This window comes from Nocardia paucivorans NBRC 100373 (assembly GCF_000308675.1).
Lineage (GTDB): Bacteria > Actinomycetota > Actinomycetes > Mycobacteriales > Mycobacteriaceae > Nocardia > Nocardia paucivorans.
The window spans coordinates 103,048-121,102 of the sequence record NZ_BAGE01000041.1; the positions used below are offsets into that span (position 1 = coordinate 103,048).

At 65.5% G+C, this 18,055-nt stretch carries 18 protein-coding genes; 7 read left to right on the forward strand and 11 right to left on the reverse strand.

Annotation, left to right across the window (positions count from 1 at the left end):
* Positions 1-17: 17 nt before the first annotated feature.
* The 8 genes from ON32_RS27050 to ON32_RS11970 form a co-directional block, all read right to left on the reverse strand.
* The gene (locus ON32_RS27050) at positions 18-542 is read right to left on the reverse strand and encodes a YbaB/EbfC family nucleoid-associated protein (RefSeq protein ID WP_157224176.1); all 525 of its coding nucleotides are present in this window, start codon (positions 540-542) and stop codon (positions 18-20) included.
* Between the two features lie 90 nt (positions 543-632).
* Positions 633-974: a hypothetical protein gene (locus ON32_RS11940; RefSeq protein WP_040790947.1), complete on the reverse strand. Its 342-nt coding sequence runs from the start codon at positions 972-974 to the stop codon at positions 633-635.
* Between the two features lie 200 nt (positions 975-1,174).
* Positions 1,175-1,951, reverse strand: a complete 777-nt coding sequence (locus ON32_RS11945) for an ESX secretion-associated protein EspG (protein ID WP_040790948.1) — start codon at positions 1,949-1,951, stop codon at positions 1,175-1,177.
* On the reverse strand, positions 1,951-3,969 hold the full coding sequence (locus ON32_RS11950) for a hypothetical protein (protein WP_040790949.1): 2,019 nt from the start codon (positions 3,967-3,969) through the stop codon (positions 1,951-1,953). The genes ON32_RS11945 and ON32_RS11950 overlap by 1 nt, the downstream gene beginning before the upstream one ends.
* A 6-nt stretch (positions 3,970-3,975) precedes the next feature.
* Positions 3,976-5,703, reverse strand: coding sequence for a hypothetical protein (locus ON32_RS27055; protein ID WP_174361624.1), 1,728 nt, complete (start codon positions 5,701-5,703; stop codon positions 3,976-3,978).
* A 292-nt stretch (positions 5,704-5,995) separates the two neighbouring features.
* Positions 5,996-7,519 carry a sensor histidine kinase gene (locus tag ON32_RS11960; RefSeq protein ID WP_083874390.1) on the reverse strand — a complete coding sequence of 508 codons (1,524 nt, stop codon included), beginning with the start codon at positions 7,517-7,519 and terminating at the stop codon, positions 5,996-5,998.
* A 15-nt stretch (positions 7,520-7,534) separates the two neighbouring features.
* Positions 7,535-8,197 (reverse strand): response regulator transcription factor, encoded by a 663-nt coding sequence (locus tag ON32_RS11965; protein WP_040791224.1) that lies wholly within the window; start codon positions 8,195-8,197, stop codon positions 7,535-7,537.
* 238 nt (positions 8,198-8,435) lie between these two features.
* Complete coding sequence (locus ON32_RS11970) at positions 8,436-9,410, reverse strand: GlxA family transcriptional regulator (RefSeq protein ID WP_040791225.1); 975 nt, start codon at positions 9,408-9,410, stop codon at positions 8,436-8,438.
* A 540-nt stretch (positions 9,411-9,950) separates the two neighbouring features.
* On the opposite strand from ON32_RS11970, the gene ON32_RS29595 reads away from it, so the two are divergent.
* The gene (locus tag ON32_RS29595; protein ID WP_040790950.1) at positions 9,951-10,169 is read left to right on the forward strand and encodes a hypothetical protein; all 219 of its coding nucleotides are present in this window, start codon (positions 9,951-9,953) and stop codon (positions 10,167-10,169) included.
* 159 nt (positions 10,170-10,328) lie between these two features.
* Entirely contained in the window at positions 10,329-10,730 is a 402-nt protein-coding gene (locus tag ON32_RS11980) for a PaaI family thioesterase (protein ID WP_040790951.1), read from the forward strand.
* Between the two features lie 16 nt (positions 10,731-10,746).
* Here the strand turns inward: ON32_RS11980 and ON32_RS11985 are convergent, their stop codons facing one another.
* Entirely contained in the window at positions 10,747-12,495 is a 1,749-nt protein-coding gene (locus tag ON32_RS11985) for a serine/threonine-protein kinase (protein ID WP_245550985.1), read from the reverse strand.
* Between the two features lie 185 nt (positions 12,496-12,680).
* Between ON32_RS11985 and ON32_RS11990 the strand changes: the two genes are divergently transcribed.
* The gene (locus ON32_RS11990; RefSeq protein ID WP_040790952.1) at positions 12,681-13,178 is read left to right on the forward strand and encodes a hypothetical protein; all 498 of its coding nucleotides are present in this window, start codon (positions 12,681-12,683) and stop codon (positions 13,176-13,178) included.
* Positions 13,179-13,322: 144 nt separating this feature from the next.
* Here the strand turns inward: ON32_RS11990 and ON32_RS11995 are convergent, their stop codons facing one another.
* A complete protein-coding gene (locus ON32_RS11995; protein ID WP_217998048.1) occupies positions 13,323-13,739 on the reverse strand; it encodes a MarR family winged helix-turn-helix transcriptional regulator in 417 nt (138 codons plus the stop codon).
* A gap of 102 nt (positions 13,740-13,841) precedes the next feature.
* On the opposite strand from ON32_RS11995, the gene ON32_RS12000 reads away from it, so the two are divergent.
* Entirely contained in the window at positions 13,842-14,366 is a 525-nt protein-coding gene (locus tag ON32_RS12000; RefSeq protein ID WP_051133153.1) for a MarR family winged helix-turn-helix transcriptional regulator, read from the forward strand.
* A gap of 40 nt (positions 14,367-14,406) precedes the next feature.
* Here ON32_RS12000 and ON32_RS12005 read toward each other — a convergent pair whose 3' ends face one another.
* Positions 14,407-14,871 (reverse strand): DUF7144 family membrane protein, encoded by a 465-nt coding sequence (locus ON32_RS12005; protein WP_373284294.1) that lies wholly within the window; start codon positions 14,869-14,871, stop codon positions 14,407-14,409.
* 173 nt (positions 14,872-15,044) lie between these two features.
* Here ON32_RS12005 and cobG point away from each other — a divergent pair, with 173 nt between their 5' ends.
* The 3 genes from cobG (at position 15,045) to ON32_RS12020 (ending at position 18,045) form a co-directional block, all read left to right on the forward strand.
* On the forward strand, positions 15,045-16,229 hold the full coding sequence (gene cobG, locus ON32_RS12010) for a precorrin-3B synthase (protein WP_040790954.1): 1,185 nt from the start codon (positions 15,045-15,047) through the stop codon (positions 16,227-16,229).
* 4 nt (positions 16,230-16,233) lie between these two features.
* The gene (locus tag ON32_RS12015; RefSeq protein ID WP_281032231.1) at positions 16,234-16,800 is read left to right on the forward strand and encodes a GNAT family N-acetyltransferase; all 567 of its coding nucleotides are present in this window, start codon (positions 16,234-16,236) and stop codon (positions 16,798-16,800) included.
* A 243-nt stretch (positions 16,801-17,043) separates the two neighbouring features.
* Positions 17,044-18,045 carry an alpha/beta hydrolase gene (locus ON32_RS12020; RefSeq protein ID WP_373284300.1) on the forward strand — a complete coding sequence of 334 codons (1,002 nt, stop codon included), beginning with the start codon at positions 17,044-17,046 and terminating at the stop codon, positions 18,043-18,045.
* Positions 18,046-18,055 lie beyond the last annotated feature (10 nt).

Here is an 18,055-nt window from a genome sequence, read left to right on the forward strand (position 1 = left end):
TCCAGCCCCACCGGTGTCTACATCCAATCGCGATGGGTCACCGCGGTGGGATCATCGACCACCTGGTCGATATCCACCGCGTCATCGAATCGCATGAGCGGACCGTCCCGGTCCGGGTTCGCGGATACGGGCGATACCTCGGCTTCCGGGATCGCAGTGTCCGTGGGCGACTCCTCCGCCGGAGGCTCGGCAGCGATGTCCGCTCCCGGGGGGACGAGCCGGAACTCACTATCGGGCATCCCTTCGAACAGTTCCGACAGTTTCGGCATTCGCATGCGGTATTCGTTCAGCGGCTCGAACAGTTCACCACTGCGTCGCGCGCTCTCCGCGATGGCCTGCCGAGTGGTGGCGACAACGGCCGCCGCGATCTGTTCGTAACTCATATCTCCGATATCGGAGGAGAACTCGAGGTCGATCAAATGACCATTGGCGTCCACGGTCGCGGTGACGCGCATATCCGGGGTCGCTGCGCTCACGGTCAGTTCGGCGCGCTGCCGCTCGATCTCCGCCACCCGACGCAATTGCTCTTCCAGGCTCCCCAACACGGCCTCCGACCGCGAATCACCGCCCGTAATACGCCCATCCCACATACGGAACCCTCAACCGATCTCGATACCCGGCACCACAACCACTCACAGGACCGGCGGTCGACCGCCGAAGTTCCGGGAGGACGTTTCTTCGGCCGCATCGAACGCCTCCGCCTGGTCGGCCTGGGCTCGGTACAGGTCACCGCAGTATCGGGACATGACCTCGGCGCCGTCTCGCGTCGCCTCCATCGCCTCCCATGCTCCCGGCTGTCCGTCCCGCCCCTCGAAGAAGTCGTTCGCGTACTGGTCGTTGCCACACGCCGCGGGTAATCTCGCCAGCACTTTCACCACCCGCGATGTCCAGGAGTCGACGGCATCGCGGGTATCGGCCCCTTTGCCGGACGCTTTCCGCAGCGCCTCGGTGTCCACCTGAACGGTCCGCACCATGAATGGACTCCCTCTCCGAATGAAATCGGTACGCGTACGCCTTCCATTGCACCGAATTGCCTCGGTACAGCGCTTTTTCGAATCGCAACCATCATCACACAGGTCGAGCGGCGTGCTCCCTCAAGAGATTGCAAAATCCCACTCGTCACCCGACGATATGCATATCGGTCCGATGGTGACCGGCCGTTGCGCGGTCGCGCCTACAGCCGCTGATCCCTTATCGAGACGATCACCTCGGCAACGGCGGAATTGATGCGAGCGGCCACCTTCGCAGAATCGGCTCCGGTGGCGATTCGTGGCCGTCCCGACGATACGATATAGCGGCCGTCGTCCTCCAGATCGAGCAACCAGAAACCGCTCCGCGCGCGATATTTGGGTCCGTGCCGGCATATTCCTTGCCGAACTTCCACGGCACCGATTCGGACCTGTGGGGTCCGCCGAAATCGTGCGGTGGCGAGTGAGGCCGCATCCTCGTGTGGTCGCCGCACCGGAGATTGACCGAATCCGGCGAGCGACTCCGTTTCCCGCGGTAGCACGATCTCGGAAAGGCCGCCGGGTTGCCGCTCGGGCAGACGAGCGGCCATAAGGTCCGCCACCTCCAGATATCCGCATTCGGTGATGGTGAACCCACCGCTGTGCCGAACGGTCTCGCCCGGTAGTTGCTCCAGCAGATACGTACGGTCGGAACGCCGTACCGCGTGTAGCCGCACGTGGGTCTCGGGATCGTCGGGCGCCCGTGGATCCCAGGAATGCAGAATTATTCGCAGGTCCGGTTTGGCGACCACATCGAGGGTATCGTCCAGACCATAGAAATCAATGGCCGCCAAATGCTCGCGGGTGTGCTGGAATCGACGCTCCCCCTCCGCGTTCGAGCCCACACGCAATGTGTAGGTGAACGGCGCGGGCAAGAGTACCTCCCGCAGGTCACGCCACAGAACGGCGAATTCGAGGTCGGTGAGTTTCCATTGCCGACGCATCAGTTTCCGCCCGGTCGCTGTACGATCACCGGCCGTTGCTCCGGTTGTCGCGGCTGCGGTTGTGGCTGTGGTTGCGGCTGCTGCGGCGTCGGCGGGCGTTGCGGCCGCCCCGGCGGCGGGGCCTGCTCCGGTGTCTGGCGCGCACCGGTTTCACCGACCACCGGCCAGGTCATATCCATCGGCCCGCCGAGCGCCTCGTCCATATTGTCGGCCCGATCCAAGTATTTGGCCCGCTCGTGCTTGCCCTCGTCTCGACCACCCCGAGCTCCGGGGGCGCCCGCTCCCGGAGTCATCGGCATACCCATCGGCGCCCCGTTCGCGGCCGGGCCGGCCATACCGGTCGCCGTCGGGGCCATACCGGAGATTCCGGCACGTGGAAACAGCTTCGAAGTATCCATCCTCGGGACCTTTGTCTCGTTGCCGACGGCACCGGGACCATTCGCCCCCGCGGTGATACCGCCTCCGGGCCCACGCGACTTCATTCCGGCCAGACCGGCCGGTCGGTCCTCATCCCGAGGGAACGGCAACCCCCCGGTGGGCACGGCCCCCGGAAGGTCGGTGTTCGACATCTCCCGGGCCACGCCGAGGGCATCCTGAACAGCCTGTTGCGCGGCGGTCAAACCTTGCTGAACCGCTTGCATACCTTGTTGCTCGGCCTGCCATCGGTCGGATTCCTGCTGCATCTGTTCCCAGGCCTCCGAGTACGGATCGGTCCCATCCGCACCGACCGGGGCGAGGCGTTCGAGCGTCGACTCCGCCGTCGCCGAGTCGAGGGGGGCCGGCGAGTATCCTCCGGTGCCCCCATAGGGAGTTTCCGCACCGTTCCCGTATGTCCCACCACCCGCGCCGGGATCGCTCGACGATGTTTCCTCCGAAGGAGGAAGGCTGCCGGATTCGGTGATATACGACGGAATCACCGGGAAGTACTGGGCCGTATCGGTGATACCGGCCAAATACGTGTTCCGATAGTTCTCACGGTAAACCGGGGTCGGGTCCTCGACGATGACAATCGTATCCGTGTGGAACCCGTTGGCATCGGACTCCCAGAGCAATTTTTCTTCCCAGGAGTACTCGTCGTCGAGCGTGCGGGTGTCCAGATACGGATATTCCGAGGCAGCGCTCCCGGAAGTCGAATAGGTCCCCGCCATATTGTCGGGTCCCTGCGGCATCACTTTCTGCGTTTCATCCAGCCAGAGGGACGCATATCGATAGGCATCCCCGACCCGCCACATCGCCTCCACCAGGGATTTGAGCTGTTTCGAATAGTTCTCCGACGCCAGCACCGCGGCCGCTTTTCCTTCACCTTCCCACGTATCGGCGGTGGAACCAATCAGAGAATTCATGAAATCCCCCGCCGCCGTGTTCAACGTATCACCGAAACGGTACCACTTGGTTCCGAGCGATTCGTAAAGGCCCGACAGGCCATAGGTTCGAATATAATCCCCCAGCGACCACAAGTCGTCGTACCCCATACCCTCCGGAAAATCCGCCCACAGCTCGACCGGGGAACTCATTTCCATATTCTCCAGTCGGTCCATGAGAAATTCTTTCGAGTGGACGGCACCGGAGTGCGGCAGCAGAGAGACAATGGTTGCGGTGGACGGCCGCACATTGTCCAGGTCGAATTCCGAGGAGGATATGTCCTCGGCCTCCTGATACTTCTTCCCCGCCTCCTTGAAGGTCTCCAGCATATTGTTGAGGCCGTCCAGGTACGTCCCCGTCGCACCGGCCGAACCAATGGCGTGGGCCAGGTCGGTTCCCAGTCGGGTGAGCTTCGTGTCGAGCGCACCGAGGGAATGCACACTCGGTGGCACCGATGCCGTCACCGAACTCGCCCCGTCCATCAGCCCCTCTGTGCCGAGCCCGTGCAGCACTTCCATCAGTTCGGCGCACATGGTCGCGCAGGTGTATGCAATACCGTCCTCGAGCAGCAGCGCTCCGTCCGCCGCCAGTTCGGCGATCGAAGACCACGACGGGACTTCGGGCTCGGCGGAATCGGTGGTCTCTTCTTCTGCCATCGGTGCTCAGCCTCTCCCTACTGCGCCGCGAACCACCGGCCCCGCGCCTGATATGCCCCGGTCGTCGCCTGCTTGCCGCCGCCGTCGGAAGCGTTGCTCGAATTGGGCGACGAACCGTTTCGGCGCGACAGCGGACGACGAGATTTCCAGTACACCGTCGTCGGCGATGCAAAAGATCGGCCGGTCGCTCGCGAACTCGTCGGACGGCCCCGGCGCATACACCATCCACCCGCAGTCGAGCCGCTCGGTCACCAGTTCGTCCATCGAATATCCGGGGGCGTCGAGACCGTGTCCACCGAGATATTGCCGAACCCGAGTGAGCGCCAATTTCTCCGGCATGGCCGCGAGTTTTTCCACCAGTAGTCCGGCGATCCGGAATTGGAACAGCGCGGCGCCCATATCGACCCCATCGGCACCGAAGGCATTCAGCACGGTTTCCTCGGTCACCGCGCCGCTTTCGGCAGCGTCCACCAGCGTCGCGATCGCCGCACTCCGTTCCGAGTCGTTCCCGCGCGAAACAACTCGGGTGATGATGTCCACCACGGTATCCGCCGTCCGAATCCCGGGCAGCGCGAAGGCGCACCGCTGCGCCGGTGGCGACTCACCCCGATACCAGTGGCCGTTCTCCCACCAGTAGCAGAAGGACAGCAAACCGGAGGCGGCACGCGGGTTCAACACCGGGTCGGCCACCCATTCGGGCGCACCTGCATAAAAGTTGGGCATATCGCGGGCGCGGTTGTACACCGCGTCGAGCATGGGATCATCCCAGACGCCACCCGACAGCACCGCCCGATCGCCGGGCAGCGCGCAGAGAGTCGCCCCGCTACGTCGGGAACTTTCGAACCATCCCAGCGCGGGCAGCATCCGTGGCCCCCGTTCCGAACCCGCGGCCGTGAATGCGGCCGCGAGAGCGGTCCACCGTGCCCACATCGCAGGAAACGGAGGGAACTCGTTCTCCACCAGTTCCGACCATATCGAGGCGGCACGATCGGCCCGCGCCATAACGACGGCCCGGTGCGGGCTGCGGGTCTGTCGACCGTCGTGTCCGATATAGGCGGCCAGCCACACGGGTAACCGGTCGCGCGGAAAGGATTTCAGATCGGCTCGATACGCGGCGGACCCGAGGAGTTGATCGCCCGGAAACGGCCGGTCACCGTGGTCGTACTCGGCTTCGATATCGCCATCGGCGGTGACGTGCAATACCAATCTCCACCAGGTGCCCGATCCCGGTACGGCGGTTGCCGCTCGATATTCGCGCACCGACTCCACCGCGGGCCTCGGTACATCGACCACCGTCTCGACCCCGTCGACCGTGAAAACCGCCCGCGCGGCCCAGGCCGAAACGGTCACCGACAGCTCCGCATACAGACGATCCCATCCGGGTGGTGCCACATCGAGCAACCGGTCGACAATGCGCTCGAGCGCATCCCGGGCGTCCGCGGACCGGGCGGTATCCGGAGCCGAGGCGTTTTCCGCTGCGGCGTCGTCCACCTCTTCGTTCGACTCCACAACGGTGGGTTCCGGCGCCTTGGCGGCTCGAGCCGACTCGGCCGATTTCGATAATCCGGGTGAATTATCGGGAGCGGCGGGCCTTCCGGTGGCGCGTATTCCATCGATTTCATGCGGCCGTTCGGCATCGGAAGACCTCCGATCCCCCGTCGGTTCCCCGACCGCATTCAATACGAACGGTATGTCCGGGTCCCCGCCCGAACCGTCCTCGCCCTGCCCCGCCATGGTGTGCGAACCCTATCCGGCCTTTCCTCATCGATCGATGGCTGCTCTCGGCTTCGAAACAAGTTCAGCTACCGGGTCGTACGACTGTCAACCACACACCGGCGAGCCATCATTGTCCTTACATTCCTTTGAGATTCATGGACTCACGATGGAAGCCGGGTGACCACACGTAATACGAGTACAAATTTTCCGAACAATTCCGTACCCATATCCCATGGGATGATTCTGTCGCGGAGGATTCACATACTCGGCGCATCAAGGGAACGTAAATATCCACCGACGCAACGTTTCATCACGACGTCCCGGTCCTAGGTGAGCCCTCGCTACGTCGTGACCTGTCGGCCGAAAGACGACCTGTCGTCGATGGTGCGGCCGGACCTGCGTCACGGACCATGTCGGCGTGGCGTCTCGGCAGGTGAACGACAACGCGGAGACCGTGCGGGGTCACTGCCTCGACCCGCAGTTCGCCTCGATGGCGTTGGGCCAATGCCGCCGCGATCGACAACCCGAGGCCGGTGCCACCGGCCTCGGCGGTGGCACCGCGGAAGAAGCGGTTCGTCAAACGGTCCAGTTCGTCGGCGGCGACACCGACGCCGTTATCGGTGACCGTAATGATCACTCGATCTCCCTCCGCCTCCAGCCGCACCTCGGTGCGCGCTCCCGCACCCGCATACCTGGCGGCATTGCTCAATATCACGTCCAGGATCTGGTCCAGCACATCGGCCGGAACCGCCATCGGGACATCACCGGTCGGCATAGCGACGACCAGCTCCATATCGGCGCCCTCGAAGACCGGCTGCCATTCGTCCACCCGGTCGTCCACCACCCGCCGGGCTTCGCATTCCTGCGGCCAGTCCGGATCGGAGGTGGACGCGGCGACATCGGCGGGAGTTTCGGCGACGGCCAGGCGGAGCAGGCCGTCGAGTACCGCGGACAGGCGGTCCACCTGGTAGATGGCACGTTGGTAGATTGCCGCGTTCTTCTCGGGGACGAATCGGCCGAGCGATTCCAACCGGATCGACAGGGCCGCCAGTGGGTTGCGGATGGCGTGGGCGGTATCGGCGACCAGTCGGCGTTGCGCTTCGATGGAACCGGTGACCACCTGCACCATGGCATCGAACGATGCCGCCAACTCGCGTATTTCGGGCGGACCACCGTAATCCCGTCGGATCGGGGCCGTCCGAGCGCCGGCGACCGGCTTCGGCAGCGTCACCGTCAGATCGGCGAGCGAGGACGACAGCTTCGACAGCGGGCTCAGAATCCACCGACTCAACAACACCGCCAAACCGGTGAACAGGGCCAGCGCAGTCCACCCCACCAGCGATATCACGGCAAATCGGTCCACGATATCCTGTTTGGCCAGAACTGTGGATGTCTCGATCAGCACCGCTCCCTTCACCCGGACCCCCATGCCGACCGGTCGGGCCACCACCATGATGTCCGGGTCCCAGGGGCGCAGGCGGTGTGGTGGTTGCCGAGGGTGGCGATTACGGAGTGCGTCCAGCAGCGCCTCCCGGACCGCGGAATCCTCCGAGCGCACCCCCGTATTCACCACTTCCTGCCCGGTCGGGCCCACGACGAGTATGTGGTCACCGCGCAGACGGTGATATCGCCCGGCTTCCCGAATCAGTGATCGGTCGTTGCCCGTCGCCACCGCTTCGGCGGCGAGGTCGGCGAACCGTTCCGCATCGACATACCGCCCGAACCACAATTTCTGGGTTCGATTCGTCGACGCCTCCATACCCAATGGGATGGCCAGACCGGCAATGGTCAGCAACGCCATGAGCACCAGGATGGCCGTCAGTCGCCGTCGCACACCTAGAACCCGTCGTCATCGACCCCAGCGGTAGCCGAATCCTCGGATGGTGGTGATGAGACCCGGCCGTCCCAGTTTGGCCCGCAGGGTAGAGATGTGCACATCGAGCGAGCGGGATACGGCCAGAAAAGCGTCGCCCCATACCTCGTCCATCAACTTCTCCCGGCTCATGGCGCATCCCGGCCGGCTCACCAGGGCCGCCATCAGATCGAATTCCTTCTGGGTGAGGTCGACCACGGCGCCGTCGATCATCACCTCCCGCGCGTCGAGGTCCACCCGGACGTCCCCGGTCACCACCACCTGTGGGCCGGCACCGGCCGCCGACTGTGCCGCACGACGAACGGAGGCCTCCAGTCGCGCGATCAGTTCGGCGATTCGTGGTGGTTTCACCAGGTAGTCGTCGGCACCGCTGCGCAGACCACGCACCACGGTTCGTTCGTCGTTGCGGGCGGTGAGGATCACCACCGGTATCGTGCTGACCTCACGCAGCTTGCGCAGTACGTCCAGCCCATCACCATCGGGCAGACCGAGATCCAGGATCACCGCATCGTAGTGGCGATGGCGAAGCAGCAGGTCGGCCCCTCGGGACTTCCGATCCACGCGATATCCCGAATCCTCCAGGATCTCGACGAGTGCCTCCCCCACCTCGTCGTCGTCCTCCACCACCACAACCCGCACCCGCGGGTCGTCGTCGGTGAGCGGGTCATCGGAAGGTGTGTCGCCCGCCCGGCCCGCTGTGTCCTGTGTCAATGATGCCCACCCATTCCGGTCCGCAGACCGATACCTCGTTCACCCGCTCGCTCCCACGTCGCATCCATCATCCCTATGTAATTCACGATCTTTCGGCACGGAAGCGGAATCGGGACAATTTACCGTCCTTTGATCCCGTGGAAGGACGGATGTCCGCCGGGACGGCTCACAAGGGGAATCGCGCCGCACGAATTTCGGCGATGGTCGTCCCTCTTCGCCGCCGCACCAGCGCGCGTAGGGCGCTCGCACTGCGATACCCGATCCTGTCTGCGATCGTTTCCACCGTCATCGAGGTGCCGCGCAACAACTGGGTCGCCCGTTCCAACCGGATGTCGTCGACGAATGCCTTGGGCGACATACCGAGTTCGGCCTGGGTCGCCCGCTGCAGACTACGCTCGGTGACACCGACTTCCCGGGCGGCGGTGGCGATCAGAAATTCTTCCGAGATATGGTCGCGCACCCATTTCTCGAATGCCGCGATCAGCGGATTTCCCCGGGCCAGCACTTCCGGTATGGCGTAGGCCGCCTGGCTGGTCCGGTTGCCGACCGTCAGGAAGCGCATGGTCCGCTCCGCCAGCAACGGACTGACCTGGTGGACCAGTGACAATGCCAGATCCAGGTGGGACAGCACGGCCCCGGCGGTGGTCACCCGATCGCCATGGCACAGGATGGACGCCTCGTTCAACGCGACCCGCGGGTAGCGGCGGCGGAAATTCGGCCCCAGCCACCAACTGGTCGTCGCCGGATTTCCGTCCAGCACACCTGCCTCGGCCAGATAGTACGTACCGGTGCACGCCGCGGCGAGATGCACTCCGTCGGCCCGCGCACTGCGGATGAGGTCGAGCACCGGTCGACTCGCCGGCGCCGAGACCAGATCCACCAACGCATCGGCGTCGAGCACGTTCACCGCGGGCACGATCATCGTGTCCACCGGATGTCCGAGCTCGGACAGCGGTGTCGTGGGAATGACGTACCCCTTGTCCGATCGGACCGAGTCACCGTGGGACACCCTGTGCACGCGCCACGCGGCGGGCGGCGATTCCATCTCGGCACGAAGCGCATCGGCCATACCGAAGGTTTCGAGCAGAGCGCTCAGGCCGAACTCGGCCACACCATCCACCACGAAGATCGCCACATCCATGGCGAGAATGGTATTGAATACGCTGCTTTCGACCTTTGCGGATCGAAAATCCTGTCCGAGACCGATCCATTGAATCCGTGGAACCACGACGAGCTCCGTTGCACCGCCTTTCGACGGGCATCCCCCGCTGCGCCCCGGAGAATATCGGGACCGTCTCTGTGAAAAATTATCGGACCTACCACAGATATCGTCGGACCCACCTTTCCGGAACGGAATGTTTCCGGCGAGCCACGGGTGGTATGCCGATGTCGACGGCCACGAGGACCACTGCATCACCCGGCGGGTTATGCGGGCACGAGCCCGAGGACTCGTCGAGGTACACATCCCCACACGGGGACGGTGTATCCTGCGGCCGTCGAGACGGCTTCGCCGCATGACACAACCCACGTACCTTTCGATTCGTGATCCCACGACAGTGAACCGGTATTACCACCACGGTGTCCGAAACGACTCTTCTCCTGTCGTATCCGACACTCGTCACCGTTCGGCGGCCATTCGTACACTTCTTTGTAGACCGCCATCGAACAGTACCGTCGGCCGATGTCGGCACCGCACGTGAGCACGGACGACAAGAAGCGGAGAACAGCCGAAATGACCACACTTCAGCTGGTGGCCTCGGTGGTCGTCGGAATAGAGATCGGAATAATCGTGCTCGCCCTGTGCTGGCCTTCGCGACCGCCCTCCTATCGGCACCGCGATCCTCGCCCCATGACCTCACCCACCGGATCCCACCGGAATCCGATGGGTGAGCGTGCCTGAGACCGGCTACCGCCTGCGCCGCCGAGCGACCGTCACGCAGGCGCGGAGGCGAGCGGTATCCGGTGACCACCGCGGTATCGAAGAGGAACTGCCCGCGCAGTGCAGCGGCACGGCCCGGCTATTTGCCTCGTCCACATGTTCCGGGTTTGCTTGGTGGGCATGACCGACACTGCGGGTACGACACTGTTTCACCAGTCCATGCCATTCACCGAGCGTCTCGGCATCGAGGTTCTCGAACACGGCCCCACCCTGGTGCGCAGCCGCATCGCCTGGGACGAATCCCTGTGCACCCTCGGCGGGGTGCTGCACGGCGGGGTGCTGATGGCGCTGGCGGATTCCACCGCCGCGGTATGCGCGTTCCTCAACCTGCCGGAAGGCGCACAGGGGACGACCACCGTGGAGTCGAAGACGAATTTCCTGCGCGCCATCCGTTCGGGCCATGCGATCGCCTCGGCGCGTCCACTCCACGCGGGTCGGTCGTTCATCATCGTCGAGACCGAAATCCACGACGACTCGGACAAACTCGTCGCGAAGGTGACCCAGACCCAAGCGGTTCGCTGACCTGCGGGTCATGGCCTCAGCCTTTGTGCAGCACCCCTTCGATGGCTCCGATCATCCCGGGTGTGCGGTAGGACAGCGTCCCATCCGGCAGCAGTCGCACCGTCGAGGTGGCGCCGTCGTCCATACAATCGGCCGCGCCGCCGGAAAGTCTTGCCACGAAGGTCAATTCGTTTTCGGCGGCCTCGGTGAGGGTTTCGGCGCGCTCACAACGACTACCGGACACCTTGCCGGTGTTCGAGGATTGCGCGACTTCCTCGCCGACGGCACCGTTGCGAATGGTGAGAACGATATCGAACGCCACCAGTCCGTCCCGGGCAACGCCTTTCCATTCGCCCACGAACGCTTCCGGCACGGTGGCGGCGGTGGCACCGGCCGTCGTGGTGACCGTACCCGTCGACTCGATCGCCGCGGTGGTGCCACTCGGATCGCCGTCGCGCAACCGGATCCCGATCACGAAGGCGGTGACGGCGACCGCCACGCCGACCACGACAACACCCGCGATCATCGTGGCCCGGGCGCGACGACGGGGCGGGGACACGGGGCCGCCGGGTGCATCCCATCGAGGCGGTTCACCGAGCGCAGGATGCCGAAACGGACTGTTCGCGAACGTATTACCACCCTGTGGTGGAGTGGGTGGCCGTATCAGGGTCGGAGCGGATCGGTTCGGATCGACCGCCTCGACATACGGTGGCGGATTCGACCGGCCCGTATTCGCGACGCGCATCGGATCCGTGGGCGCCGGCGCGATCGGTTCCGATTCCAGGTGGAGCAATTCGATTGCGCGTCTGCTCACTTCCTCCACCACCGGACCGGGCAACCACCCGGCGCGGTCGGGGAGCCCGAGGGCGGCCAGGTCGGTGAGCAATGTCTCGACGGTCGGCCGGGCGGTGGGGTCCTTGCTCAGACAGGCGGCGATTATCGGACGCAGCCGTTCCGGCAGGTCTCCGAGCCGCGGGTCCTCGTACACCACCCGCCACAGCATCTGTACCCCGTCGCCGGTGCCGAACGGTCCGTGTCCGGTCGCCGCGTACACGAGCACCCCACCGAAGGAGAAGATATCCGCGGCCGGACCCACCGGTTCGTCGGTGACCTGCTCCGGGCACATGAATCCCGGTGAACCGATGATCTTTCCGGTGGTGGTGAGCTTGCTGTCCTCCACGGCACGGGCGATCCCGAAATCGATCACCTTGGGACCGTCGAGGGTCAACAACACATTGGACGGTTTGAGGTCGCGATGCACCACCCCGACACCGTGCACCGCCGCCAATGCCTCCAGCAGTCCGTGCGCGAGTACGAGCAGCGAGTTCTCGCCGAGCGTGCCGTACTGCTCGACCACATCGGCCAGCGAGGCCCCCGCCACGTATCCGGTGGCCACCCAGGGCGGGTCGGTGTCCACATCGGCGTCGAGCACCGGCGCGGTGAACCGGCCGTCGATCCGACGCGCCACGGCGACCTCGCGCCGGAACCGCTCCCGGAATTCGTGGTCGATCATGTCCGGTCGGATGACCTTGACCGCGACGGTGCGTCCGCCCGGGTTCCGCCCGAGATAGACCCGCCCCATGCCCCCGGTGCCGAGCACACCGAGTAGCCGATAGTCCCCGATCCACGTCGGATCGTGGATACCGAGAGATTGCATCCCGCGGCCGCTCCCTTCACCTGACAGCAACGGGCCGATATCGGCTTCCCATCCGCCGACCACCGGTTCTGGACGCTCCCGGTGCCCGTCACCCCGGGAATCGGTGCCGATCACCGCACGATAACGCAAGATCGAAGATCACAGATTCACAAGGACCGCCGCCACGGGGTTAGCAGCACGGGCGGTGGGGTCTTAGTCTGACGAGCGTTGTTCGATCGACCGGGAAGCACTCTCCCGCTGAACCGACATGGGCCACCGATCCGGTTCCACCGGCCCTGAATCCGCTCGCGTGACAGACGACCCCGGAGGTTTTCATGAAGAAAACGATCGTCGCCGCTCTGACATTCACGCTGATGGTTTTCCTGGCCGATCAGGCCGATGCCCAACCTGCCCCCGTCGAACCGGCCCCACCCGCCGCGCCCGCCGCGGTGGACCCGACGGTCCGGTCCGGCCCGGTGGGGACCCCGATCCAGGTCAGCAACGACGGTGATATGGCCGTCATCGTCCGTCCCACCGATACAACCGTGCCACCTCGGGAAATCGGCAATACGGTACTCACCCAGGAGGTGACCTTCCAGCACATCGCCGGTAACCCGTCCCTGGCTCCCGATCTCGATCTGTTCCTGGTCACGACGGACGGCGAGCTGATCGCCCCGCTCACGGACGTGCCCGGCGGCCTGGTGGCCGGCCCCCTCGAGCCCGGCGAGACCCGAACCGGGATCGTCGCGTTCGAACTCCGGCCGGATCAGACGGCGAAGGAAGTCGTGTACGCGCCCGTGGAGGAGGACATCCAGGGCACCTGGACCCTCTGACCTACTCCGACCGCAGCCCGTCGGCGGCGGTCGGTCGTCGATTCGTCCGCGTACCCCGGCTCCCATGGACGAGCCGGGGTACGCGGAATTCGTATGTCTCTTCCCGATGATCGCCTCCTCCCGACGATCGGTGCGCGAACGACCTCACGGCATCCCGGCGACGAAACGGGTGAGCAGCCGAGCGAATTCGGCCCGTTCGCGCTCGGACCACCCGGTCATCGCGGCATCGAACGCGGCTCGACGCCGCGTATGGGCCGCGGCGAGTAGCTCGAGTCCCGCCTCGGTCAACACCAGCACCGAGCGCCGCCCGTCCGCCTGATCGGCGAGACGCCGAACCAACCCCTGCGCGACCGCCGCCGCCACCAGCCTGCTCGCCCTGGGCTGATCTACCGCCAGCGCCTCCGCCACGGTCGATACGGTCGTCGGTTCCGACGATCCCTCGATCACGTCCAGCACATCGAACGCCGGTCCCACGGGCTCCCCCGCTCCTGCGAGCACCCGCCGGGTCTGTCTGCGCCGGATCGCCACCATTGCCCGTTCGATTCGCTCGACATCGTCCACCCGGACATGCTATAACTCGGCATATACTTGTAATTGTACAATTATATTACAAACAGCATATTTATGTCGGGCAAACTCGTATTGGCAGACGAAAGGCCGTCCGTGAAGAAACTCCCCCTCATCGCCGTACTCGCGCTCGCGCTACCCGCGACCGCCTGCGGCTCGTCCACCGGAACTCCCGCCCGCACCGCGCCCGCCACCGACACCGGCGAGAACCGGCCCCTCGGATATCAGGTGAAACGGCTCGACCGATTGATCACCACGACCTTCGACCGTCTGCTCGGCGAGACCGGTCTCACCCGCCGCGAATGGCAGGCCCTGCACACGATCGCCCGCAAACCCGCCACCACCACCGAACTCATGGACGCCCTGCGGCCCTTCTGGGAGGTCGACCGGACAACCCCGGACGACATCACGGACGCATTGATCGAACGCGGCTGGGTGCAGCGCACCGTCGACGGCCGATTCGAGCTCACCACGACCGGTCGCGCGGCCCACGACGAGGCCGCCGACACCGTGGGACGACTCCGCGGCCTGGCCGTCGCCGATATCGCCGACGCGGACTATGTCCACATGATGGGCACCATGCAGCGGATCATCGACAACCTCGAGCGCGCGGCTCACTGAGCAATACGGGCCGAGCGGCGCTGCGACGATCCGGCAACCGTCATGCCCGTTCCGGGCTCCAGGTCGTGATCGCCCATATCACCACCACGTCCAGGGCGATGATCAGGATGGACCACAGCGGGTAGTACGGGATCCACAGGAAATTCGCGATGATCGACAGGCAGGCCAGCACGATCGCCGTGACCCGCGCCCAGGTCGCCCCCGTCACGAGCGCCAAGGCGGTGAGGATCAGCAGAATGCCGACCACGATATGGATCCACCCCCACCCGGTGAGATCCAGGTTGTAGGTGTACTGGGGGCCGACGACGAAGATATCGTCCTCCACTACGGCGGAGATCCCCTGGAGGAGATTGACGACTCCCACGGTCAACAACAGGGCGGCAGCGGCGATGGTCCCGCCGAAAGCCAGACCCTGCCGTACCGGACTCGAGCCGGATCGCGGGAGCGTGTGCGTACCGCTGGTTGTGGGGCTTTCCGAGCTCTGATGTTTGGGTTCGGTGGTCACGATCGGTTCTCCTCCACATGCGGTGGGGCGGTGAACTGCGCCGACAGGGCGCGATTGTCGACGAATCCGTCGTCTCGATCAGCGAACTACCAGTTCAACGATAACCGCGTGGCCTCGTCCCGGAAAGAGGCGCGGCGGATGCGCGGCCACCGGCCTCGTATCCTGGTCGGGTCATGATGCGCCCGAAACCCGACTCCTGCCCCGGTGTCCTGCGGCTGCACGATGCCGCCGACGGTCCGCTGGCCCGGATCCGACTGCCCGGTGGGCGACTGACCCCTGAACAGGTGCAGGCCCTGGCGGAGGCGGCGCACGAGCTGGGCGATGGAAATATCGAACTCACCTCGCGCGGCAATGTGCAGCTGCGGCAGGTGCGGGATGCCGGGGCGCTCACCGACCTGTTGGCGGGGGCCGGTCTGCTGCCCAGTCGAACGCACGAGCGCGTCCGCAATATCGTGGCCTCCCCGCTCTCGGGCCGTATCGGCGGCGGCGCCGACGTACAGGCACTGGTCCCGGCATTGGATACCGCTCTGCTCGCCGCACCCCGGCTGGCCGACCTTCCCGGCCGGGTGTTGTTCGGGCTCGACGACGGCCGTGGCGATATCAGTGGGCTGCGCCCGGATATCGGCGCCCACGCCGTGGGAGACGACGAATTCGCGCTGCTGCTGGCCGGACGGGACAGCGGCGTTCGGGTCTCGCCGGCCGAAACCGTCGAGGTATTGCTGGCCGCGGCGCACGGTTTCCTCGAGCTGAGCAATGGGCAGTGGCGGCTGCACGAGATCGACAACGGCATCGAACGCCTGGTCGAGCTGCTCGGTCTGTCCCCGGGTCCGGACCGGATCGACCCCCCCACACGAACCGAACCCCCGATCGGGTGGCTGCCCCAGGACGACGGTCTGGTCGCCCTGGGTGCCGGTGTACGATTTGGGTCCCTGCCCGCCCGGACGGCCGAGTTCGTCGCCGCGATCGAACGCCCGGTGCTGATCACCCCGTGGCGTGGTCTCGTCATCACCGATCTCGAGGAATGGCCCGCCGAACAGGTGGTTCGAGTGCTGGCACCCATGGGATTGATCTTCGACGCCGCCTCGCCATGGCTGGATATCACCGCCTGCGCCGGCCTGCCCGGCTGCGCGAAATCCCACACCGATGTGCGCGCCGATGCCGCCGAGGCCGTGGAATCCGGCCGCACCGCCTCGGATATCGGGGTCGCGCCGACGGACACGGTAATTCCCGCCGAGCTGGTCACCACCTCCGGCCGCCAACACTGGTCCGGCTGCGACCGTCGCTGCGGGCGCCCACCGGGCCCGGTCACAGAGGTCACCGCCGGTCCCGCCGGCTATCGGGTCACCACCGCCGACTGACCGTATCCGGGCGTGCTCGGCTCGAAAATCGGTTGGCCGCGCGCACCATCGGCGCGAGGATTCCCCCATGATCCGTATGACGTCGGAAGCCGACCTGCCCGTACTACGGGATATCGAACGCGCCGCGGGAAGGCAGTTCGCCGAGATCGGCATGATGACGGTCGCCACGGACGAACCACCCGCGCCGGAGGTATTCGCCGAGCGCCATTCGCACGGCCGGGTCTGGGTGTACGTCGACGAATCGGATACCCCGATCGCGTTCGCAATGGTGGGGGTGGTGGACGGCACCGCCCATCTGGAGCAGGTTTCGGTGCACCCGGATCACGCGGGTGAGCGCATCGGGCAGGCCCTCATCGGACGGGTGCTGTCCTGGGCGCGCGCCAATGGGTTCCCGACCCTCACCCTGACCACGTTCGCCGAAGTCCCCTGGAACGGCCCCTACTACGAAAGGCTCGGATTTCGCCCGTTGACCCGATCGGAGGAGACGCCGGGACTACGCGCGATCCGCGCCGCGGAGGCCGCACACGGACTGGATCGGTGGCCTCGGATCTGTATGCGTATCGACGTGTGAGCGCCCACCACGGCGACACTCACGCCGAATCCGCGTGTCCCATACACGGTTGTTACGGATCATACGTCCGGCTCGTATACAGTGACTCCGGCTCGGTGCGCGGTGGTCGCGATATCCGCGACCCGGGAAGCGATTGTGATACCGCACGCCGATCCCGTCCGATTTCGGACACCGGGTCGGCGGTATCGCGCGGCAGCAGAATTCGACTCTCTTCGACCGGTGAACAGGACGAAGGCGGGAGGTATACGAGTGGACGGAGCCGAGCGAGCCGGAAAACGACGGAAAAACCGCTCGTGGCCGATAAAAGCTCTCGCCGTGGTCGCGGCGGCCGTGCTCATGTCGACGATCGGTGCGGCCGTCGCCCCCGCCGCGCCGATCCGGGAAGCACAGCTGCGCGCCCCGGCCGGCGGCACCCAGGACCTCTTCGTGCCGTCCAGCATGGGACCCATCAAGGTTCAGGTGCAGTGGGCGGCTCGTGGAGGCAGCGCCGCGCTCTATCTGCTCGACGGTCTGCGGGCGCCGGAGGACCACAACCAGTGGACCACCGATACCGATGCCCTGCGCCGATTCGTGGGCGACGATGTCACCCTGGTGTTCCCGGTGGGCGGTCGCTCGAGTTTCTACACCGACTGGTACCGACCGAGCAGCACCAACGGCCAGGAACGGGCCTACAAATGGGAGACGTTCTTAACCCGGGAGCTGCCCGATTTCCTGGCCCGCTATGGGGTCTCGCGCACCAACAACGCCATTGTCGGCCCCTCCATGGGCGGTAACGCCGCACTGGTACTGGCCGCCCACCATCGCAACCAGTTCAAATTCGCCGGGTCCTTCTCGGGGTTCCTTCACCCCACCTTCCCGCTCTGGAACGAGGCGATGCGCGCGGCCATGTGGGACGAGGGCAATTTCAACCTGGCCGATATGTGGGGCCCGATCGACGACCCCGCCTGGACCCGCAACGACGCCACCGTACAGGCCGAACTGCTACGTGGACTGCCGATGTACATCTGGTCGGGCAATGGCGCGCCCGGCCCGCTCGACGCCTCGCACGGTGTCGGTGAGACCGTGAACGCCATGGGATTGGAGGCGATCGCGATGACCGCCGCCCAGATATTCCGCGACCGGATCAATGCCGCCGGTATCCCGGCCCGGGTCGATATCGTCAACGGCACACACACCTGGCCCTATTGGGCGCAGGCGCTCGAGACGGCACGTCCGATGATCCTCGAGGCGCTCGGCGTGCGCTGACCCACGCCCC